The sequence below is a fragment of the Corynebacterium lehmanniae genome (genome assembly GCF_043161975.1).
In the GTDB taxonomy this organism is placed as follows: domain Bacteria; phylum Actinomycetota; class Actinomycetes; order Mycobacteriales; family Mycobacteriaceae; genus Corynebacterium; species Corynebacterium lehmanniae.
In genome coordinates, this window is the sequence record NZ_CP170998.1 from 1175778 (window position 1) to 1193954 (window position 18177).

The window sequence follows — 18177 nt, forward strand, 5'->3', positions numbered from 1 at the left end:
CTAGGCCTTGCGCATGCGGATCAGCTGCGCGCGAGCGGTGACCCGCATCTGCTCCGGCAGCTCCGCGAGGCGGGCCTGAAGCGTCTCTTTGTCCAAGTGGCGCGCCGACGGGCTCATGCCCACCTGGGCGGCGATGGCGTCGCGCTCCAGCAGCATCGGGAACTCGATGAGCTCGGGCTCCGCCGCGGGGACCAGGTGGCCCTCGGACTGGGCGATGAGGCGCTCGACCTTGCCCTCCTCGACGCCGAGGATGCCCAACGGCTCGCGCAGCTCGTCCAGGTGGCCCTGGTCGGCGACGAGCATGACGGCCTCGCCGCCGTCCACAAGCACGCGCGCGAACTCCGCCGGGTTACGCGGCGCGAACACCACCGATAAAGCGTGCACGGAGCCGGTGCGGATCGGCAGCTGCTCCCACACGTCCGCCACCACAGCGCCCACGCGCGGGTGGGCTTTGGCCAGGTGTTTCGCGGCCGGCACGGACACGTCCAGGCCGACGCCGCGCGCGCCCTCGATCAGGTCCAGGGTGTGCGCCAGGTAGTAGCCGGTGCCGGCGCCGGCCTCCATGATCACCGGGTTCGCGGCGTCGCCGGCGGCGCGCTCCACAACGTCGGCGAGCGCGTCGGAGACTGCCTCCACGAACGGCGCGAAGTGGCCGTTGGACAAAAACGTCTCGCGGGAGGTGACCATCTCCAGCGAGTCACCCTCGTGCCCGATGCCCTTGCCGGCGGCGAGGGTGACGTAGCCCTGCTTGGCCACGTCATAAGAATGCCCCGATTCGGAGACGAGACGGGAAAAATCGTCTTCGCCCCGAAGCGGGGTGAGGTCTGCCGGGTCGGCGAGCACGTCCACAATGTCGTTGAGCATGTGGCGATACTACCGCGTTCGGCGCGTTAGGCTTCTGCGGCCTCCGTGAGCAGTCGGCCGAGCTCGCCGGCCTCCTCCTTGGACAGCTCCACCACGAGGCGGCCGCCACCGTCGGACGGGATACGCATCACGATCTTGCGGGACTCCTCCACCGCTTCCATCGGGCCACTGCCGGTACGCGGCTTCATTGCTGCCATTCGTCTACGCTCCTTTTACTTCGCGATAGTTGACGTAGACGATTCTACCTGAGCATCCTGCCTCTCGACGGGCCCAAGGTTGCCGCCCGCCAACTGCTCCAGCAGCGCATCCACCTGATCCATGCGGTAGCCGCGGTGCACCACCTCGAGCTGAATGTCGCCGAAGTTGCCCTCCTCCACGGCGCGGCGGTTGGCTTCCTTGACGTCGGCGGTCGGCGGCATCGGCGGCTGGGCCTCGCCGCGGCCGAAGACGGAGGCGAACACGCGCACACCGATGATGCTCAGCAGCGCGAGGATGAGGATTAGCACGATCCAGGAAAGCATGACGGTTAGTTTAACCGGCAACCCAGGCGGGGCGCTCGCGGACCTGGATTTCGCCCACCCCGGCGCGCGCCAGGATCGTGCGGGAGACCACGTCCGCCATCGGTCCGAGCTGCGCCAGCGGGCGGTTGCGGTGCTCGCGAGGGCTCAGCTCGACTTGGGCAATCGAAGAGGGTGTGTGGGCGGAGGCGACGTCGACGAGCAGGCCCGCCTCGACGCCGTAGCCTGCGACGAACGGCAGGCGCAGGGCGGTGGAGCGGCGGATGGCGTACTCGCCGGCGAGCGGCTGGCGGATGTGCGTAAGCTGCGGGAACAGGGCGCGCAGGAGCGGTTTGGCGGTCAGTTCGGTGACGCGGCCGCCGGCGCGGGCGCGCTCGTAGGAGGCCTTCACCAGGTGGATGCTGTCGTCGCGCAACGGTTCGGCGAGCGCGTCGACCCACCACGGCTCCAGCGAGGTCACGTCCGCGTCCACGAAGACCACGACGTCGCCGGCGGCCGCCTTCACCCCGCGCCACAGCGCCTCGCCTTTGCCCTCCCACGGCTCGCGGGGGTCCACCTCGCGCCACGGCACCACCCGCGCGCCCGCCTCCGCCGCGAGTGTGGCGGTGGCGTCGGTGGAGTCCGGGTCGATCACCAGCACTTCGTCGGCGTGCGATGCCAGACACTTCTCGACGACCCCCGCCACCGTCGCTTCCTCATTCAACGCAGGAATGACCACGCTGACCCTCACGCGAGCCCCCGAACGGTGTGAAGCGGGGCCATCTCGCCCTGGATGGCGGCGGTCATGCGGATCACATCGAGTGTGGCCTCCACTTCGTGCACGCGGAATGCCGCCACCCCGCGCGCGGCCGCCCACGCGGTGGCGGCGAGGGTGCCGGGGACGCGCTCGGTGATGTCCGCGCCGTCGAGGCCACGGTTCAAGGTCTCGCCGACGAAGTCCTTGTTCGACAGCGCCATCAGCACCGGCCAGCCGGTGGCCACCAGCTCGTCCACGCGGCGCAAAAGCTCCAGGCCGTGGTAGGTGTTCTTGCCGAAGTCGTGGGTGGGGTCGATGAAGATGCGCTCCTCCGGCACACCCAGCGACGCGGCGCGCTCGGCTAGCGCCGTGGTTTCGGCGATGACGTCGGCGACCACGTCGTAGTAGTGCACCCGGTGCGGGCGGGTGCGCGGGGTGATCCCGCCGGTGTGCGAGCAGACGTAGCCCACCCGATGCTGTCCGGCGACCTCCACCAGCTCCGGGTCGAAGCCTGCCCACGTGTCGTTGATCAGGTCCGCGCCGGCGGCGATCGCGGCCTCGGCCACGGGCGCGCGCCACGTGTCCACGCTCAACGTCACGTCCGGGTGGCGTCCGCGCGCGGCGGCGATCAGCGGCACCACGCGGTCGATTTCCTCGGCCACGGACACGTCGTCGCCCGGCCCGGCCTTGACGCCGCCGATGTCGATGATGCTGGCTCCGGCGGACACGGCACCGTCGATACGCAAAAGTGCTTTCTCGGAGGCGAACGTCGCGCCCTTGTCGTAGAACGAGTCGGGCGTGCGGTTGACAATCGCCATCACTTCGGCGAGCGGCTTACTCATCCTTGAGGCGCTGATCCGTCATCACCTTGTGCTTATCCACGATGTGCGCCACCGCCTCGTCGACGGAGTCGGTGACCAAAAAGAGCTTCTCGTCGCCCGGCGAAATCAGCCCGCGGCCCAGCAGCTGCTCCTCAATCCACGACACCAGGCCCGACCAGAACTCGGTGCCCATCAGCACGATCGGGAAGTTGGTCACCTTGCCGGTTTGCACCATGCACAGCACCTCGAAGACCTCGTCCATCGTGCCGAAACCGCCCGGCAGCGCAATAAACGCCTGCGAGTACTTCAAAAACATGGTCTTGCGGGCGAAGAAGTAGCGGAAGTTCAGGCCCAGATCCACCCAGTCGTTCAGGCCCTGCTCGAACGGCAGCTCGATGCCCAGGCCCACCGACAGGCCGTCGGCGTTGTGCGCGCCGCGGTTCGGCCCCTCCATCAGCCCAGGCCCGCCGCCGGTGATCACCGCGTAGCCGGCCTCCACGAGCGCCCTGCCCACGTCGTAGGACAGCTGGTACTCCTCCGTGCCCTCCCCCAGGCGCGCCGAACCGAACACCGTGACGGCCTTCGGCATTTCGCTCAGCGCGTCGAAGCCTGCGACGAACTCGCTCTGGATGCGCATCACGCGCCACGGGTCCTCGTGACGCCACTGACTGTCCGCGTGCCCGAACGCCTCAAGCAGGCGCTGGTCGAACGTGGACGCCTGGTGGTCCGAACCGCGCAACGCGATCGGGCCGCGCAACTTCCGGTCGCGCTCCGGGCGGGGAATGTTCAGCGGGGCCATTAACTACTCGCTTTCGTTGACGCTCAAATACGACAGCAGCTGCTCGAAAACCTGCGTGATCTGGTCCGTCGGGCACTGCTCGTCCTTCTTGTGGGCAAAACCAGGGTCGCCGGGGCCGAAGTTGACCGCGGGAACTCCCAGGCTAGAAAAGCGCGCCACGTCCGTCCATCCGAACTTCGCGCGGAATTGCCCGCCCACAGCCTTGACTAGGCCGGCGGCCACGGGGTCGCCCAGGCCGGGAAGGGCGGCCGGGGAGATGTCGTCGTAGGTCAGCGTGAGCCCGTCCTCAAGCGAAAGCGCTTCCTCGAGGTGCGCTTTGGCGTCCTCGACGGAGCGGTCCGGCGCGTAGCGGAAGTTCACGATCAGCCGCGCGTGGTCCGGGATGGTGTTGGTGGCCACGAAACCCTCCAGGCCGACCACGTTGAGGCCCTCGCGGTACTCGCAGCCGTCGATCTCCACCGCGCGCGGTTCGTAGGCGGCGATGCGCGTGAGCACCCCGGCCAGATCGTGCGCCGCGTTGTGGCCCAGCCAGCTGCGGGCGGAGTGGGCGCGGGTGCCCGCCGCGTCCACGAACACGCGGATGGAGCCCTGGCAGCCGGCCTCGATGATGCCGCCGGACGGCTCGCCGAGCAGCGCGATGTCGCCCTCGAGCCACTCCGGGTGGTCGCGCTCCAGGTGGTGCAGGCCGTTGTACTCCTGCGCGACCTCCTCGCCCTCGTAGGCGATCACGGTCAGGTCGTGGACGGATTTGCCCGGCTCGGCCAGGCGCGCGAAGGCTGCCAGGTAGCAGGCCATGCCGGATTTCATGTCGACGGACCCGCAGCCGTGGAGGGTGCCGTCGAGAAGCTTGTGCGGGGTGTTGTCCGCGAGCGGGACGGTGTCAATGTGCCCGGCCAAGACCACCCTCGAGCCCAGGCCGAAGTTCGTGCGCGCCACCACCGTGTTGCCAAAGCGCGCAACCTCCGCGTGCTCGAGGCCGCGCAGCGCGTTCTCGACGGCGTCCGCGATCGCCTCCTCATGGTGCGAGGGCGACTCGATGTCCACGAGCGCCGCAGAAAGTGCAATTGGGTCGGCGAAGAGATCTAAGGAAGTCACACGGCGATCCTACGTTTAGACTCGCAGCCATGTCTCAAGGAGCGCGCGCCGTCGGAATCGCCAACATCGCCATGAACGGCACCGTGCTGGACACCTGGTTCCCGTCGCCGGAGCTATTGCCTATCGACGCCACCTCCGGCACCCACCGCGTCAGCGCCCACGAACTGACCCCGAAGTTTCTGAAACTTATTGGCGCGGACCACGACCGGCTGGTGGAACTCGTGCCGGTGCGCACCGTCATCGCGGACCTGGACGCGCCACCCATCGACGCGCACGACGTGTTTTTGCGCCTGCACCTTCTGTCGCACCGCATGGTCGAGCCGCTGACGATCAACATGGACGGCGCGCTGGACCTGTTGCAGCCGGTGGTGTGGACCAACAAAGGCCCGTGCTTGGCGGACAACTTCGAAACCGTGCGGACCAACCTGCGGGCGCGCGGGCTGATCCACGTCTACGGCATCGACCGGCTGCCTCGCATGGTCGACTACGTCGTGCCATCCGGGGTGACCATCGCCGAAGCCGAGCGCGTGCGGCTTGGGGCGTATCTGGCCGAGGGGACGTCCGTGATGCGCGAAGGCTACGTGTCCTACAACGCCGGCACGCTGGGGCCGGCGCGGCTGGAGGGGCGTTTGTCGTCGTCCGTGGTGGTCGGCGGCGGGACCGACTTGTCGCTGTCGTCGGCGCTGATGGCGTCAAGGGTGAGCGAGCACGAGCGCGCGCCGATGCGGGTCGGGCGGGACTGCCGGCTACACCCGTCCGCCGGTGTGATCGGGGTGGACCTAGGCGACCGGTGCGAAATCGGCGTCGGCGTCATGCTCGAACCGGACACCATGGTCTTCGACGTGGCGGCCGGCGCGCAGGTGCCCGCGCGCACAATCGCCGGGCGCGACGACCTGCGCATCGAGCACGAGCCGTTTTCCACCTCGCCGGTGGTGCGGCGGCGCACTTTAGGCGTCGATTAGCGCAAAAATGCGGAATATAATGCCGTTGGCGCAATAGCTTGCGTTTAAGGTGTTCGACATGTCGACACCAGTTTCCCCCGTCGCGGAATCCACCGCGCTCGCTCGCGGACTGAAGACACGCCACCTGACCATGATGGGCCTCGGCTCCGCCATCGGCGCCGGCCTGTTCCTGGGCACCGGCGTGGGCATCGCAGCCGCCGGGCCGGCCGTGCTGATCGCGTACGTCATCGCCGGATTCATCACCGTCTGCTTCATGCAGATGCTCGCCGAGATGGTCGCCGCGCGCCCGTCCTCCGGCACCTTTTCCACCTACGCCGCGCAGGCGTTCGGCCCGTGGGCCGGGTACACCATCGGCTGGCTGTACTGGTTCATGATGATCATGATCATGGCCGTGGAGATCACCGGCGCCTCCGCCATCGTCGCCGCCTGGTTCGGCATTTCGCCGTGGATCCCGGCGCTGGTGGCCATCGTGGCGTTTACCGTGATCAACTTCTCCGCCGTGAAAAACTTCGGCGAGTTCGAATTCTGGTTCGCCCTGATCAAGGTCGCCGTCATCGTCGCGTTCTTGATCATCGGCGTCGCGCTGTGGCTCGGGCTGCTGCCCGTCGGCGGGTTCGTGGGCTTGAGCAACGTCAGCGAAGTCGGCTTCATGCCCAACGGCTGGTCCGGCGTAGCCACCGCGCTGCTGGCCGTGGCGTTCGCGTTCGGCGGCATCGAGCTGGTCACCGTCGCCGCCGCCGAATCCGAGGACCCGCAGGCCGGCGTGCACTCCGCCATCCGCTCCATTATCTGGCGCATCTCCGTGTTCTACATCGGCTCCGTGCTGCTGATCGTGCTGCTTCTGCCTTTCGACGAGATCGGCGGCGCCGACTCCGCCGCCGACTCCCCGTTTACCGCCGTGCTGGAGCTGGCGAACATCCCGGGCGCAGTCGGCATCATGGAAGCCGTCATCGTGGTGGCGCTGCTGTCCGCCTGCAACACCCAGATCTACGGCTCCTCGCGTTTCATACAGAACCTCGCCGTGCGCGGCGACGCCCCCGCCTCCTTCGCCCGCACCGACGCCCGCGGCGTGCCCATGCGCGCCGTCATCGTCTCCGTCGCCTTCGGCTTCGCCGCCGTAGCCCTGCAGTACTGGAACCCGCCAGGGCTGCTCGCGTTTTTGCTCAACGCGGTCGGCGGCTGTCTGATCGTGCTGTGGATCGTCGTCGCCCTGTCGTTCGTGCGCATCCACCCCAAGCTCGTCGCCACCGGCGAAATCACCGACGTGCGCATGTGGGCACCGAACGTCCTGCCGTGGGTCATGATCGCCCTCGCCGCCGGCGTCATCGCGCTGATGCTGGCTGACGCGGACGGGCGCTTCCAGATGCTCGCGGTCGCCGTCGTCGTCGGCGTCATCGCCATCGCCGGCGCGATCCACCAAAACGTGCACAAGAATAGGGGCGCCTGATGACCGGAGGAACGTCGACAAGCAATAGCGATCTGGGCTCCGGCCTGAAATCGCGTCACCTCACCCTCATGGGGCTCGGCACCGCCGTGGGCGCCGGGCTGTTCCTCGGCGTCGGCGTGGGCATTCGCGCCGCCGGGCCCGCGATCCTTGTCGCGTACGCGATTGCCGGGCTGATCGTCATCGCAGTGATGCGCATGCTCGGCGAAATGGCCGCCGCGCACCCCTCCTCCGGCTCGTTTGCCACCTACGGACGCATGGCGTTCGGCCACTGGGCCGGATTCCTGCTCGGCTGGATCTACTACTTCCTGCTCATCATGGCGTGCGGCGCCGAACTCACCGGCGCCTCCGCCATGATGGCCGGCTGGTTCGGCGTGCCGCAATGGGTGCCCGGGCTTGTCGTGGTGGTGGTGCTCACCGCCGTGAACCTCGCGCAGGTCAAGGGCTTCGGCGAGTTCGAGTACTGGTTCGCCATGATCAAAATCGCCGTCATCCTGGGATTCTTGGTCATCGGCGTGCTGCTGTGGGCCGGGGTGCTGCCCGCCAGCGACTTCGTCGGCTTCGGCAACGTGCGCGAATCCGGCTTCGCCCCCAACGGCATCGCCGGCATCGCCGCCGGCCTACTCGCGGTGGCGTTTGCGTTCGGCGGCATCGAGGTGGTCACCATCGCCGCGGCCGAGTCCGAAAACCCCTCCGACAACGTCAAGCGCGCCGTCAATTCCATTATCTGGCGCATCGCGCTGTTCTACATCGGGTCCGTGACCGTGATCATCCTGCTGCTGCCCTACGCCGCCATCGACGGCGCGGACTCCGCCGCCGACTCGCCTTTCACCGCCGTTTTGGAGATGGCCAACATCCCGGGCGCAGCCGGGCTCATGGAGGTCGTGATCGTCCTCGCGCTTTTGTCCGCGTTCAACGCGCAGATCTACGGCACCTCGCGGCTGGGCTACCAGCAGGCGCTCGAAGGCGACGCGCCGGCGTGGATGGCGCGCACCAACGCCGCCGGTGTGCCGCGCAACTCCGTGCTCGTCTCCGTGTTCTTCGCGTTCGTGGCCGTGGGCCTGCAGTGGTGGAACCCGCCGGGGATGATCGACTTCATCATGTCCGCCACCGGCGGCTGCCTCATCGTCACCTGGATCATGATCACCCTGAGCTTCATCAAACTCCACCCGCGCATCCGTTCCTCCGCGGTGCGTGTGCGCGGCGCGTCGTGGGTGCCGTGGGTGACCCTGGCGGCGCTTTTGGGGCTGACGGTGCTCATGCTTTTCGACGATGCTTCGCGCTCCCAAGTCATCAGCGTCAGCGTCCTGTCGTTGATCCTGGTCGCCATGTCCTTCCTCACCCGAAACCGGGGTGCCGTAAGGTAATTGGCATGAATTCCCCAACTTCCGCGATTGCGCGCGGCGTCGCCACCATCACCCACGACGGCACCGTGCTTGACGTCTGGTACCCCGCCCCGTTAGTTGATGAGCCGGTTGAGGAGACCGGGACGCGTCGATTGGCAGAGCCCGACGCCCGCTTCGAAGAGCTCGTCGGCCCCGACGAGGCGCGCGGCGTCGCACGCGTGGCCGTGGAAACCGCGATCAAAGACCTGGCCGAGCCAGCCGTGGACGCCTACGACGTATACCTGCGCCTGCATCTGCTGTCGCACCGCCTGATCCGCCCCCACGGCGCCAACATGGACGGTGTGTTCGGTCTGCTGTCCAACGTGGTGTGGACCAACTACGGCCCCTGCGCCGTCTCCGACTTCCAGATGACCCGCGGCCGCCTCGCCGCCAAGGGCCCCGTCGTTGTGTTCTCCGTGGACAAGTTCCCGCGCATGGTCGACTACGTCGTGCCGTCCGGCGTGCGCATCGGCGACGCCGACCGCATCCGCCTCGGCGCCCACCTCGCCGAAGGCACCACCGTCATGCACGAAGGCTTCGTGAACTTCAACGCCGGCACGCTCGGCGCCTCCATGGTTGAGGGCCGCATCTCCGCCGGCGTTGTCGTCGGCGACGGCACCGACATCGGCGGCGGCGCGTCCATCATGGGCACCCTGTCCGGCGGAGGCAAGGAGGTCATCTCCCTCGGCGAGCGCTGCCTCCTTGGCGCGAACGCCGGCGTGGGCATCTCGCTCGGCGACGACTGCATCGTCGAAGCCGGCCTCTACGTCACCGCCGGCACCAAGGTCGTGCTCACCGCGCCGGTGGCCGAAGCTCTGAGCAAGGACGCTGGCGCCACGGTGAAGGCGCTCGAGCTCTCCGGCGCGAACGGTCTGCAGTTCCGCCGCAACTCCGTCACCGGCTCCGTCGAGGCTGTGCCCGCGAAGGGCATCGAGCTCAACGAAGCGCTGCATGCCAACTAACGTGCCCCTCCTCCGCGACGCGGAGCTGACGCTGCTGCCCTGGAGCGACGTCGATTCGTTGCCGGGGGTGCGCGCCGACATTGTGGCCACCAGCAACGACCCTGCGATGGTGCGCTGGACCACCGTGCCGCACCCCTACACCGGCTCGCACGCCGACGAATTCCTCGCCACTGTGCCGGACGGCGTCGAGCGGTGGGCGTATGTGGTTGACGGCCGCTACGCCGGAAGCATCGAGCTGCGCCCCGGCGGCGTGTTGGGCTACAGCACCGCACCATGGGCCCGGGGCCGGAGCCTGACCACCCGGGCGTTGCGGCTCGTCGCCGCCCACGCGATCGCCCAAGGTCTGCGCCGGCTGGAGCTGCACATCGCCGTGGACAACGCCGCCTCGCGCCGCGCCGCCGAGAAGGCGGGATTCACCTACGACTGCCTTCTCCCCGACCCAGTGCGCCTGCGCGGCCACGAGGACACGCTGGCCCGCTACGTCCTCCGCACCCCCGAGGAACCGGAGCCGAACAGCACCTCCATCGCCCCGTAGGGGTGGTACCGGTTCGCCGCGGGGATGCCGTTCGGCGAGACCCACGTCGGGGTCCCCTTGACGCGTTTCACGCTGCCGCGGCGGTTGGCGTGCGAGGCGATGTCGTGGTTGATCTGGTTGTGGTAGCGGCACACCGGCACGAGGTTGGCCATGTTCGTCTCGCCGCCTTCGGCCCACGACTGCATGTGGTGGATCTCGCAGGAGTCGGAACCGTGGCGGCAGCCCGGCCACGGGCACACCGTCAGCGTCAGCCGGGCGAGGTCGCGCTGCTTGTCGTTGGCGTAGCGCTGCGTGTTGTACAGGTTCAGCGCGCCTTCGGTCGGGTGGAACAGCGCTACCTCTGCGAGTTCGGGCTCCGATGCTAGGTATTCAGCGCCGGTGATGGTGGTGCCGTCGGTGAGCCCGAGGATCACGTCGTCTCCGTCGCCGGAGAGGATCTGCACGTGCTGGTCCAGCCCCACCACCACAATCGGGCGGCGAACGGCGAAAGGTAGGCCTCCGCCGCATCCCCGGACAAGGTCAAGGAATCTCCGCAGCATCTGCGGCCCCGGCGGCTTGGTCGGGTCGAGGTCCTCGCGCAGGTAGGCCTCGATGTCAGCGGCGTCGTGCTCGTCGGCAGTGATGTGGATGGAGCGCCTGCCGTGCACGGACCGTCCGAACCTGACCTGCAGCTTCGGTTTCGTGCGGGCCGGTTTGAGAATCAGCCTGTCGGCCTTGGCTTTCAGCTCGTGGTGGGTGCTGAACTTTTCCAGCAGCTTGCGGCGCACGCGCCACCGCTCGGCTTCGTTGGGGATCTTCTTTAACCGGTCTTCGATGTAGACCAGCTGGCTCAGCGGGAACGCTTCGGCGGCCTTGCGGGCAAGGCGTTGGTGTTTGGTCCACCTCGTGGGGCCGAAGTAGACCTTGTGGATCGCTTCCCACTTGCTGGCCAGGTTCGGTATCACGCCGGCGGCGATGGCGGCGCGCTTGTCAAAGCCTTCAAGCACGCGGATGGTCGGTTGTGTGTTCAGAAACTCTTGGAATGGCGTCATGGCAGACAAGCTATGACCGCGCAAGCCCCAAATCTAGACCCGGTCGAAAATGTGGATAACTTTTCCTGAGAATTTCACAATCCCCAGCTAGAAGGCAGATTTTAGTTTTCCGAAGGTCCAGAATCTGTTGATGATGAAGTTCACCGGCATGGCAATGAACGTCGAGATGGCTAGCGCCCAGTACGACTTGGTGCGCAGTCCAGTGGAGTCGTCGAAGATGTGGTCCGGCAGGCCAACTGGCGTGGTGGGGTTCATCAAAAGCGTCATGCACGTCAGCGACACCGCGAACGCGAGCGCGCCGGTGGCCAAGAAGGGGAAGAACCCGCGCAGCCAGGAGCGCGCGTGCACCCCGCGGAATGTCCAGGAGCGGTTGAGCTGGTAGTTCCAGGTGTTGGCCAGCACGAACGCCAGGGTGTACATGACGTGGTACCAGCGCACGTTCCACCGGGTGGGGCCGAGCTGCATGACGATGTCGTTGGCATGGAGTCCCAGCCCGTTTTCCAGGGCCTTGTTGGCCAGGTAGAACACGACGAAGTTCACCAGCACGCCGGAGCCGCCGACGATGCCGAAGCGCAGGAATTGGCGCAGCCCGGCAACGAATCGCACCGCGGTGCTCCCGCCGGCTGGTGCGGCGGCGTGCTCGTGCGTCACGGACAACCTCCTCGTAAAAGTACGCAAAACTTACGTAAGTGTAGTCCCGGGAGGTCGAAGTTAAGAAACCAGGCGCTTGGCGGCTTCGGCGATGCGCTCGTCGGTGGCGGTCAGCGAGATACGCACGTGGTTTGCGCCTGCGGGTCCGTAGAAGTGGCCGGGAGCTGCGAGGATGCCGCGGTCCGCGAGCCAGTCCAACGTTTCGCGGGAGCTCATTGCTTCTCGACGGCACCAAAGGTACAACCCAGCATCAGAGTCGTCGATAGTGAAGCCAGCTTCCGGCAGCGCCTTCATGAGCTCGACACGGCGCATGGCGTAGGTGGAGCGCTGCATTTCCTCGTGCAAGTCGTCGCCGAGGGCTGCGACCATGGCGGCCTGGATGGGGCCGGGCACGATGAGGCCGGAGTGCTTGCGCACGAGCAGCAGCTCCTGCACGAGCGCCTCGTCGCCGGAGATGGTGCCGGCGCGATACGACGCCAGGTTGGATGTCTTCGACAGCGAGTGCAGGGCGAGCAGCCCGGTGTTGTCGCCGCCGGTGATGGACGGGTGCAGGATGGACACCGGCTCGGCGGACCAGCCGAGGTAGAGGTAGCACTCGTCGGAGGCGATGATCGCGCCGGTGTCGCGGGAGAATTCCACCCAGGCGCGCAGCTCGTCCGCGGACGCCACTGCCCCGGTCGGGTTCGACGGGGAGTTGACGAAGACCAAGGCGGCGTCGCGCGGGGCGGCCGCGGGGTCGTCGCAACGCACGACTTCGCAGTCGGCCATGAGTGCGCCGACCTCGTAGGTGGGGTACGCGACCTCCGGGATGACCACCTTCGCGCCGCGCAGGCCGAGCAGCGTGGGCAGCCACGCCACGGCCTCCTTCAGGCCGATCACGGGCAGCACGGAGCGCTCGTTCAGCCCCGCGATGCCGAAGCGGCGCGCAAGCGAAGAGACGATGATGGCGCGCAGCTCGGGCGTGCCGGCGGTCTGCGGGTAGCCGGGGGCCGCGGCGGCCTCGGTCAGCGCGAGTTGGATCGACGGCGCGACCGGGTCGACGGGGCCGCCGACGGACAGGTCGATCAGCCCGCCGTCGTGCGCGGCGGCGCGCTCGCGCACGTCCGCGATGGTGTCCCAGGGAAAGTCCGGCAGCCGCGATCCGAGTGGAGTGCGAGCCAATAGCCTAGTCCTGGTTCTGCGGCGGCAGGGCGGCCACGAACGGGTGGTCGTAGTCCTGCGGGCCGGTCTTGGCGGCGCCGCCCGGGGAGCCGAGCTCGTCGAAGAAGCCGACGTTGACGTCGTAGTATTCGCTCCACTCGTCGGGGGTGTCGTCCTCGTAGAAGATGGCCTCGACCGGGCATGCAGGTTCACAGGCGCCGCAGTCGACGCACTCGTCGGGGTGGATGTAGAGCATGCGCTTGCCCTCGTAGATGCAATCAACGGGGCATTCTTCAACGCAGCTGCGGTCCATGATGTCGACGCACGGTTGAGCAATCACGTAAGTCATGGCAACAGTATGTCACTTCGAACGAATCATGGGCCAAACGCCACCCACTATGCCGGCAACAAATAGCATCAACGACCAGCCAGTTGGCGGGAGTACGGCCAGTGAAATGAAAAACGCGCAGCCCCACACCCCCAGCGGCGCGAGCGCCCAGGTCTCCGACCACAACCGTGCCGTCTTCGTCAGCACCGCGTTGAACGACAGCGCGACAACCGCCCAGATCCAGTTGAGGTAGACCACCTCCAACACGAGCGAGACGAGCGCGCCGACGCTGAGCCACACCAGCCCGGCGATCGCCTCGCCCCGGGAGAAGTCGTCGCGCACTGCGGGTTGTGTCATCGCGCAATCCCGGAGAGCAGCGAAGCTCCGTCGTCAAGCGGAAGCCCCGCGCCCAGCTGGTAGTGCTCGACGCGCTGGATCGGCTGGATGATCAGGTTAGAAAGCGCGTAGTACACCACCGGGCCGGCGGCGAGCGCGGCGTGGGGGTTGACGTCGGTGGTGCGCCCGTCCGCGATCCACAGCTGGGTAGCGTGCGCGCGCATCGCCTCCACCTTGGCGCTGTAGGCGGCGTCATTGAGCTCGATGCGGACGTCGGAGGATTCCACGCCGTCGAGCTCGCCGTCGTCGGGCAGGCGCCAGCCCTCGGGCGCCTCGGCGGGCATGAGCGCGGCGGTCTCCTCGGCAAGCCGCACCGCCCACATAATCCGCGGGACATCCACGCGCTCGGCGGCGGCGTGGGTGATCTCGTGGGCGCGGATGTGGTCTGGGTGGCCGTAGCCGCCGTCGGGGCCGTAGGTGAGCACAAGGTGCGGCTTTTCCGCTTCGAAGATGGCAGCAAGCTTCTCGACGGCCACGTCATCCGAATTCACAAACGCCCGCGGGTTTTGACTTGCCGGCGAGCCCGCCATGCCGGAATCGCGGAAAAAACCGGCGCCGCCGAGGAACTGCCCGCGCGCGCCGATCGCGTTGAGGGAGCGCTGCAGCTCCTGGATGCGGAACCCGCCGAGCTGGTCCGCCTCGTCGGCGACAAGGTGCTGGTAGGGCTCGCCGATGACCTCGCCCTCCTCGCCAAGGGTGCAGGTGACCACCAGCACGTCCGCGCCGCGTGCCGACAGGTCTGCGAGCGCGCCGGCGGTGGTGATCGCCTCGTCGTCCGGGTGGGCGTGCACGGCTACAACGCGGTAGCCAGAAAGGTCTCTATCGGTCATGGAACCTCCTGTATTTTTGTTCGCCGCCCCACTGTATCGGCCAGCGTCCACGCGCCCGCGGACGACAGCCCGCCGGGCCACTGCCCCGGCTGCGTGCCCGCCGCGCGCACCCCGCCCGCGGTGGCGGCCAGACGGGTCTCGCGCAGCAGGGGCACCCAGAGCGCTTCTCGGTGCTCGATCGCCGCGACGCGTTCGGTCGCTGTTTCTGGCGGGATGTCGCCGGCAAGGATTGCTTTGGCCAGCTCGTCGCCGGCCACCGAACAGAAACCCGCGAGGTTGCCGGCGCGGCCGGTTTCTGCAGGGCAAGCGATGCGGCTGGCCAGTGTGTCAGCGGGGGTGTGGGCGGCGGTGTCGGCGGATGCGCCGTCGTTGCGCCAGTGCACCACGATGTCCACCTCGCCCGCCGGCAGGCTGCGCGCGGCGATGGCGGGCAGCTCGTTGGCTACGATGCGGGCGGGCACACCGGCGTTTTCAAGCAGGTCCACCAGCGAGCGCGCGGCCGCGGTGGCCGCCGGGTCCGCGGCGTCGGCGGCGACGCGCAGCACCTTGCCGTCGGCGGCGAGGGCGTGCAGCAGTGCCAGCGAACCGGGCTCGGTCGGTTCGGCGGCTGCCACGTCGGTGCTGCGGCGGGCGGCGATGTGGGCGAGCAGGGGGACGTCGATAAGCGAACGCACCTCGGCGCGCTCCTGCGCCGAAAGCCCGCTGGTGGCGGACAGTGTGACGCCCAAGGTGCGGGCGCCCGGGAACGTGCGGGTGTCCACGTCCGGGATTAGCCCGAGCACATCCGCGGTGGTGTCCTGCGGCACCATGTCCACGAACGCGAGCTGGCCACTGCGCAGCTGGTCCGCCACCTGGGTGGTGTCGCGCGCCGCGGCGAGGGTGAGGATGTCGATCGGCGCCGGGTCCGGGCCCCAGAACCTGTCGTTGCGGTTCAGGGTGACGGTGCCGTGCGCGCGGTCCACGCTGCGCACCAGGTAACGGCCCGCTGACGCCGGGACGGTGTTGCGCAGCGCGTACGCGAAATCGGCGGCGTCCGCGGCGAGCAAGTGCGACGGCAACAGGTGGCGGAACAGCACCCGCCAGTCCCCCACCGGTTGCGCGAAATCCACGTCCACGACCTTGCCGCCGGGGCCGCTGACGCGCACGTTGGACACCGCGCGGTACGCGGCCGGGTCCACCACCCCGGCGGTTTGTGTCATCCCGCGCCACAGGTAGGCGAAGTCCGCGCCGGTGATCGGGGTGCCGTCGGACCACTGCGCGTTCGGCGATATGATGTAGCGCACCGTGAACGCGTCCGGGGACGTCGGCAGCACCGACGCCCCGACAAGCAGGTTCGGGTCCTTCGCGCCGTCCGCCTGGAACGCGCTGGGCAGGACAAGGTCGGCGATGCCGCGCACGACGGCGGACTCGTCGCCGACCAAGTGCGGGTTGAACCCCGCGCGCACCTGGTCGATGCCGATCTGGGCCTGCGGGCGGGAATTGGCCGGCTCTTGACCGGTGCCTGGCTCGTCGGCGGCGTTGTCGGCGTCGGCGTCGGTATCGGCACTGTCAGCGTCGGCGTTGTCGCGATCCGAGACAGCGTCGGGACGGTCCTCCGGCTCCACCAGCGGCGGCGGGCCCGGATTGGCCGCGCAGGACGCCGCAAGGCAGAGCACGGAAAACGCCGCCGCAGTACGGGTGGCTGGGCGGCGCGTTCTACTTGGGTGCATGGAAGAACAGGCTAGCTGTTCTTCTGCTTCGCGCGGGAGCGGGCGCGGCCGCGTTCGGTGGCGTTGAGGATGATCTTGCGCACGCGCATCGCCTCGGGGGCGACCTCGACGCACTCGTCGTCGTCGCAGAACTCGATGGCCTCATCCAGGGAGAGGGTGCGGGCCTTCTGCAGCGTGACCGTGGCGTCCGCGGTGGCGGAGCGCATGTTGGTAAGCTTCTTTTCCTTGGTGATGTTGATGTCCATGTCTTCGTCGCGGGAGTTCGCGCCGACGACCATGCCCTCGTAGGTTTCCGCGCCGGGCTCGACGAAGAAGTCGCCGCGGTCTGCCAGCTGCTGCAGGGCGTAGGCGGTGACCTGGCCCGAGCGGTCGGCGACCAGGGAGCCGGTCGGGCGGCCCTTGATCTCGCCCGCCCACGGGCGGTGCTCGATGGAGTAGGAGTTGGCGATGCCGGCGCCGCGGGTCTCGGTGAGGAAGGTGGTGCGGAAGCCGATCAGGCCTCGCGACGGCACGTCGAACTCCATGCGCACCCAGTCGCCGGAGCCGGCGTTGCCCATCGAGGTCATCTGGCCCTTGCGGTTGGCCATCAGCTGGGTGACGGCGCCCTGGTGCTCGGACGGGACGTCGATGATCATGTGGTCGTACGGCTCGTAGGTCTTGCCGTCGACCTCCTTGGTCACCACCTGCGGCTTGCCCACGGTCAGCTCGAAGCCTTCGCGGCGCATGGTCTCGATCAGCACGGTCAGGGCCATCTCGCCGCGGCCCTGCACCTCCCACGCGTCGGGACGCTCGGTGGGCAGCACCTTGATGGAGACATTGCCGATCAGCTCCTGGTCCAGGCGGGCCTTGACCATGCGTGCGGTGAGCTTGTCGCCGCCGTTGCGGCCGGCCATCGGGGAGGTGTTCACGCCGATGGTCATGGAGATCGCCGGGTCGTCGATAGCGATGCGTGGCAGCGGCTCGACGTTCTCCGGGTCGCAGAGGGTGTCGCCGATCATGATGTCTTCCACGCCGGAGATGGCGGCGATGTCGCCTGCGACCACGTCGCCGGTTGCCGGGACGCGGTCCAGGCCCTCGGTGACCAGAAGCTCCGCGATCTTGACGTTCTTGACCTGCTGGTTGCCCTCAGAGTCGTAGTGGACCCAGGCGACATTCTGGCCCTTCTTCACGGCGCCCTTGTACACGCGGATCAGTGCGATACGGCCGAGGAAGGAGGATGAGTCCAGGTTGGTCACCTGCGCCTGGAACGGCGCGTCGATCTCGGCGGACGGCTCCGGCAGCACGTCGTAGATGACGTCGAACAGCGGCTGCAGGTCCTCGTTGTCCGGCAGGTTGCCGTTGCCCGGGTTTTCCAGGGAGGCGCGGCCTGCGCGGCCGGAGGTGTAGAGCACCGGCAGCTCGAGCAGATTCTCGGCGGCCTCTGCCGCCTCCGGGTCCTCCAGGCCAGCGCCGAGCTCGAGGAGCAGGTCCTGGGCTTCCTCGACGACCTCGTCGATGCGGGCATCTGGGCGGTCGGTCTTGTTCACACAGATGATGACCGGCTTCTTCGCCTCGAGTGCCTTGCCGAGGACGAAGCGGGTTTGCGGCAGCGGGCCTTCGGATGCGTCGATAAGCAGTACGACGCCGTCGACCATGGACAGGCCGCGCTCGACCTCGCCGCCGAAGTCGGCGTGGCCCGGGGTGTCAATGACGTTGATGACGAGGTCCGCGCCGTCCTTACCCTTGCCGGCGCGGCGGATGGCGGTGTTCTTGGCCAAAATGGTGATGCCGCGCTCGGACTCGAGCTCGCCGGAGTCCATCACGCGGTCGCCGTGCTCGCCGTGGTCGCCGAACACGCCGGACTGCTCCAGCATGGCGTTGACCAGGGTGGTTTTACCGTGGTCGACGTGGGCGACGATGGCTACGTTGCGAAATTCAGGGTGCGACACAGAGATAGGTCCTTTGCGTTGGCGGAAATAACGCCTAAACGAT

At 68.0% G+C, this 18177-nt stretch carries 20 protein-coding genes; 5 read left to right on the forward strand and 15 right to left on the reverse strand.

Translation table 11 applies throughout. The annotated features are described in order from the left end of the window. Genes ACF3NP_RS05580 through dapE form a run of 7 tightly spaced genes read right to left on the reverse strand, consistent with a single transcriptional unit; the run spans position 1 to position 4833 of the window. Positions 1–864 carry a class I SAM-dependent methyltransferase gene (locus tag ACF3NP_RS05580; RefSeq protein WP_392399054.1) on the reverse strand — a complete coding sequence of 288 codons (864 nt, stop codon included), beginning with the start codon at positions 862–864 and terminating at the stop codon, positions 1–3. 26 nt (positions 865–890) lie between these two features. After that, positions 891–1061, reverse strand: a complete 171-nt coding sequence (locus ACF3NP_RS05585) for a DUF3117 domain-containing protein (RefSeq protein ID WP_070475087.1) — start codon at positions 1059–1061, stop codon at positions 891–893. Positions 1062–1076: 15 nt separating this feature from the next. Continuing rightward, positions 1077–1385, reverse strand: coding sequence for a hypothetical protein (locus ACF3NP_RS05590; RefSeq protein ID WP_063937446.1), 309 nt, complete (start codon positions 1383–1385; stop codon positions 1077–1079). Positions 1386–1395: 10 nt separating this feature from the next. Beyond that, positions 1396–2112, reverse strand: coding sequence for a glucosyl-3-phosphoglycerate synthase (locus ACF3NP_RS05595; RefSeq protein WP_392399055.1), 717 nt, complete (start codon positions 2110–2112; stop codon positions 1396–1398). Further along, entirely contained in the window at positions 2109–2960 is an 852-nt protein-coding gene (gene folP / locus ACF3NP_RS05600) for a dihydropteroate synthase (RefSeq protein WP_392399056.1), read from the reverse strand. Before folP ends, ACF3NP_RS05595 begins: the two co-directional genes overlap by 4 nt. Beyond that, complete coding sequence (locus ACF3NP_RS05605; protein WP_181888174.1) at positions 2953–3738, reverse strand: LOG family protein; 786 nt, start codon at positions 3736–3738, stop codon at positions 2953–2955. Before ACF3NP_RS05605 ends, folP begins: the two co-directional genes overlap by 8 nt. Positions 3739–3741: 3 nt before the next feature. Next, positions 3742–4833, reverse strand: coding sequence for a succinyl-diaminopimelate desuccinylase (gene dapE, locus ACF3NP_RS05610; RefSeq protein WP_392399057.1), 1092 nt, complete (start codon positions 4831–4833; stop codon positions 3742–3744). A 29-nt stretch (positions 4834–4862) separates the two neighbouring features. Here dapE and ACF3NP_RS05615 point away from each other — a divergent pair, with 29 nt between their 5' ends. Genes ACF3NP_RS05615 through ACF3NP_RS05635 form a run of 5 tightly spaced genes read left to right on the forward strand, consistent with a single transcriptional unit; the run spans position 4863 to position 10121 of the window. Further along, complete coding sequence (locus ACF3NP_RS05615) at positions 4863–5795, forward strand: 2,3,4,5-tetrahydropyridine-2,6-dicarboxylate N-succinyltransferase (protein ID WP_392399058.1); 933 nt, start codon at positions 4863–4865, stop codon at positions 5793–5795. Between the two features lie 58 nt (positions 5796–5853). Further along, a complete protein-coding gene (locus tag ACF3NP_RS05620) occupies positions 5854–7242 on the forward strand; it encodes an amino acid permease (protein ID WP_392399059.1) in 1389 nt (462 codons plus the stop codon). After that, on the forward strand, positions 7242–8606 hold the full coding sequence (locus ACF3NP_RS05625) for an amino acid permease (RefSeq protein WP_392399060.1): 1365 nt from the start codon (positions 7242–7244) through the stop codon (positions 8604–8606). The genes ACF3NP_RS05620 and ACF3NP_RS05625 overlap by 1 nt, the downstream gene beginning before the upstream one ends. A 5-nt stretch (positions 8607–8611) precedes the next feature. Next, positions 8612–9586, forward strand: a complete 975-nt coding sequence (dapD, locus tag ACF3NP_RS05630) for a 2,3,4,5-tetrahydropyridine-2,6-dicarboxylate N-succinyltransferase (protein WP_392399061.1) — start codon at positions 8612–8614, stop codon at positions 9584–9586. Next, on the forward strand, positions 9576–10121 hold the full coding sequence (locus tag ACF3NP_RS05635) for a GNAT family N-acetyltransferase (protein WP_392399062.1): 546 nt from the start codon (positions 9576–9578) through the stop codon (positions 10119–10121). Before dapD ends, ACF3NP_RS05635 begins: the two co-directional genes overlap by 11 nt. Here ACF3NP_RS05635 and ACF3NP_RS05640 read toward each other — a convergent pair. From ACF3NP_RS05640 to typA, 8 genes are all read right to left on the reverse strand, one after another. Next, on the reverse strand, positions 10064–11152 hold the full coding sequence (locus ACF3NP_RS05640; RefSeq protein ID WP_392399063.1) for an HNH endonuclease signature motif containing protein: 1089 nt from the start codon (positions 11150–11152) through the stop codon (positions 10064–10066). The genes ACF3NP_RS05635 and ACF3NP_RS05640 overlap by 58 nt on opposite strands. An 87-nt stretch (positions 11153–11239) precedes the next feature. Next, positions 11240–11803, reverse strand: coding sequence for a GtrA family protein (locus ACF3NP_RS05645; RefSeq protein ID WP_392399064.1), 564 nt, complete (start codon positions 11801–11803; stop codon positions 11240–11242). Positions 11804–11863: 60 nt separating this feature from the next. Then, the gene (gene dapC, locus ACF3NP_RS05650; protein ID WP_392399065.1) at positions 11864–12964 is read right to left on the reverse strand and encodes a succinyldiaminopimelate transaminase; all 1101 of its coding nucleotides are present in this window, start codon (positions 12962–12964) and stop codon (positions 11864–11866) included. Positions 12965–12968: 4 nt separating this feature from the next. After that, entirely contained in the window at positions 12969–13292 is a 324-nt protein-coding gene (gene fdxA, locus ACF3NP_RS05655; RefSeq protein ID WP_181192369.1) for a ferredoxin, read from the reverse strand. 12 nt (positions 13293–13304) lie between these two features. After that, the gene (locus ACF3NP_RS05660; protein WP_392399066.1) at positions 13305–13628 is read right to left on the reverse strand and encodes a hypothetical protein; all 324 of its coding nucleotides are present in this window, start codon (positions 13626–13628) and stop codon (positions 13305–13307) included. Then, positions 13625–14497 (reverse strand): N-acetyl-1-D-myo-inositol-2-amino-2-deoxy-alpha-D-glucopyranoside deacetylase, encoded by an 873-nt coding sequence (gene mshB, locus ACF3NP_RS05665; RefSeq protein WP_392399067.1) that lies wholly within the window; start codon positions 14495–14497, stop codon positions 13625–13627. Before mshB ends, ACF3NP_RS05660 begins: the two co-directional genes overlap by 4 nt. Next, positions 14494–16206: an ABC transporter family substrate-binding protein gene (locus tag ACF3NP_RS05670; RefSeq protein ID WP_392399068.1), complete on the reverse strand. Its 1713-nt coding sequence runs from the start codon at positions 16204–16206 to the stop codon at positions 14494–14496. Before ACF3NP_RS05670 ends, mshB begins: the two co-directional genes overlap by 4 nt. An 11-nt stretch (positions 16207–16217) precedes the next feature. Beyond that, positions 16218–18134, reverse strand: a complete 1917-nt coding sequence (gene typA, locus ACF3NP_RS05675; RefSeq protein ID WP_392399069.1) for a translational GTPase TypA — start codon at positions 18132–18134, stop codon at positions 16218–16220. Positions 18135–18177 lie beyond the last annotated feature (43 nt).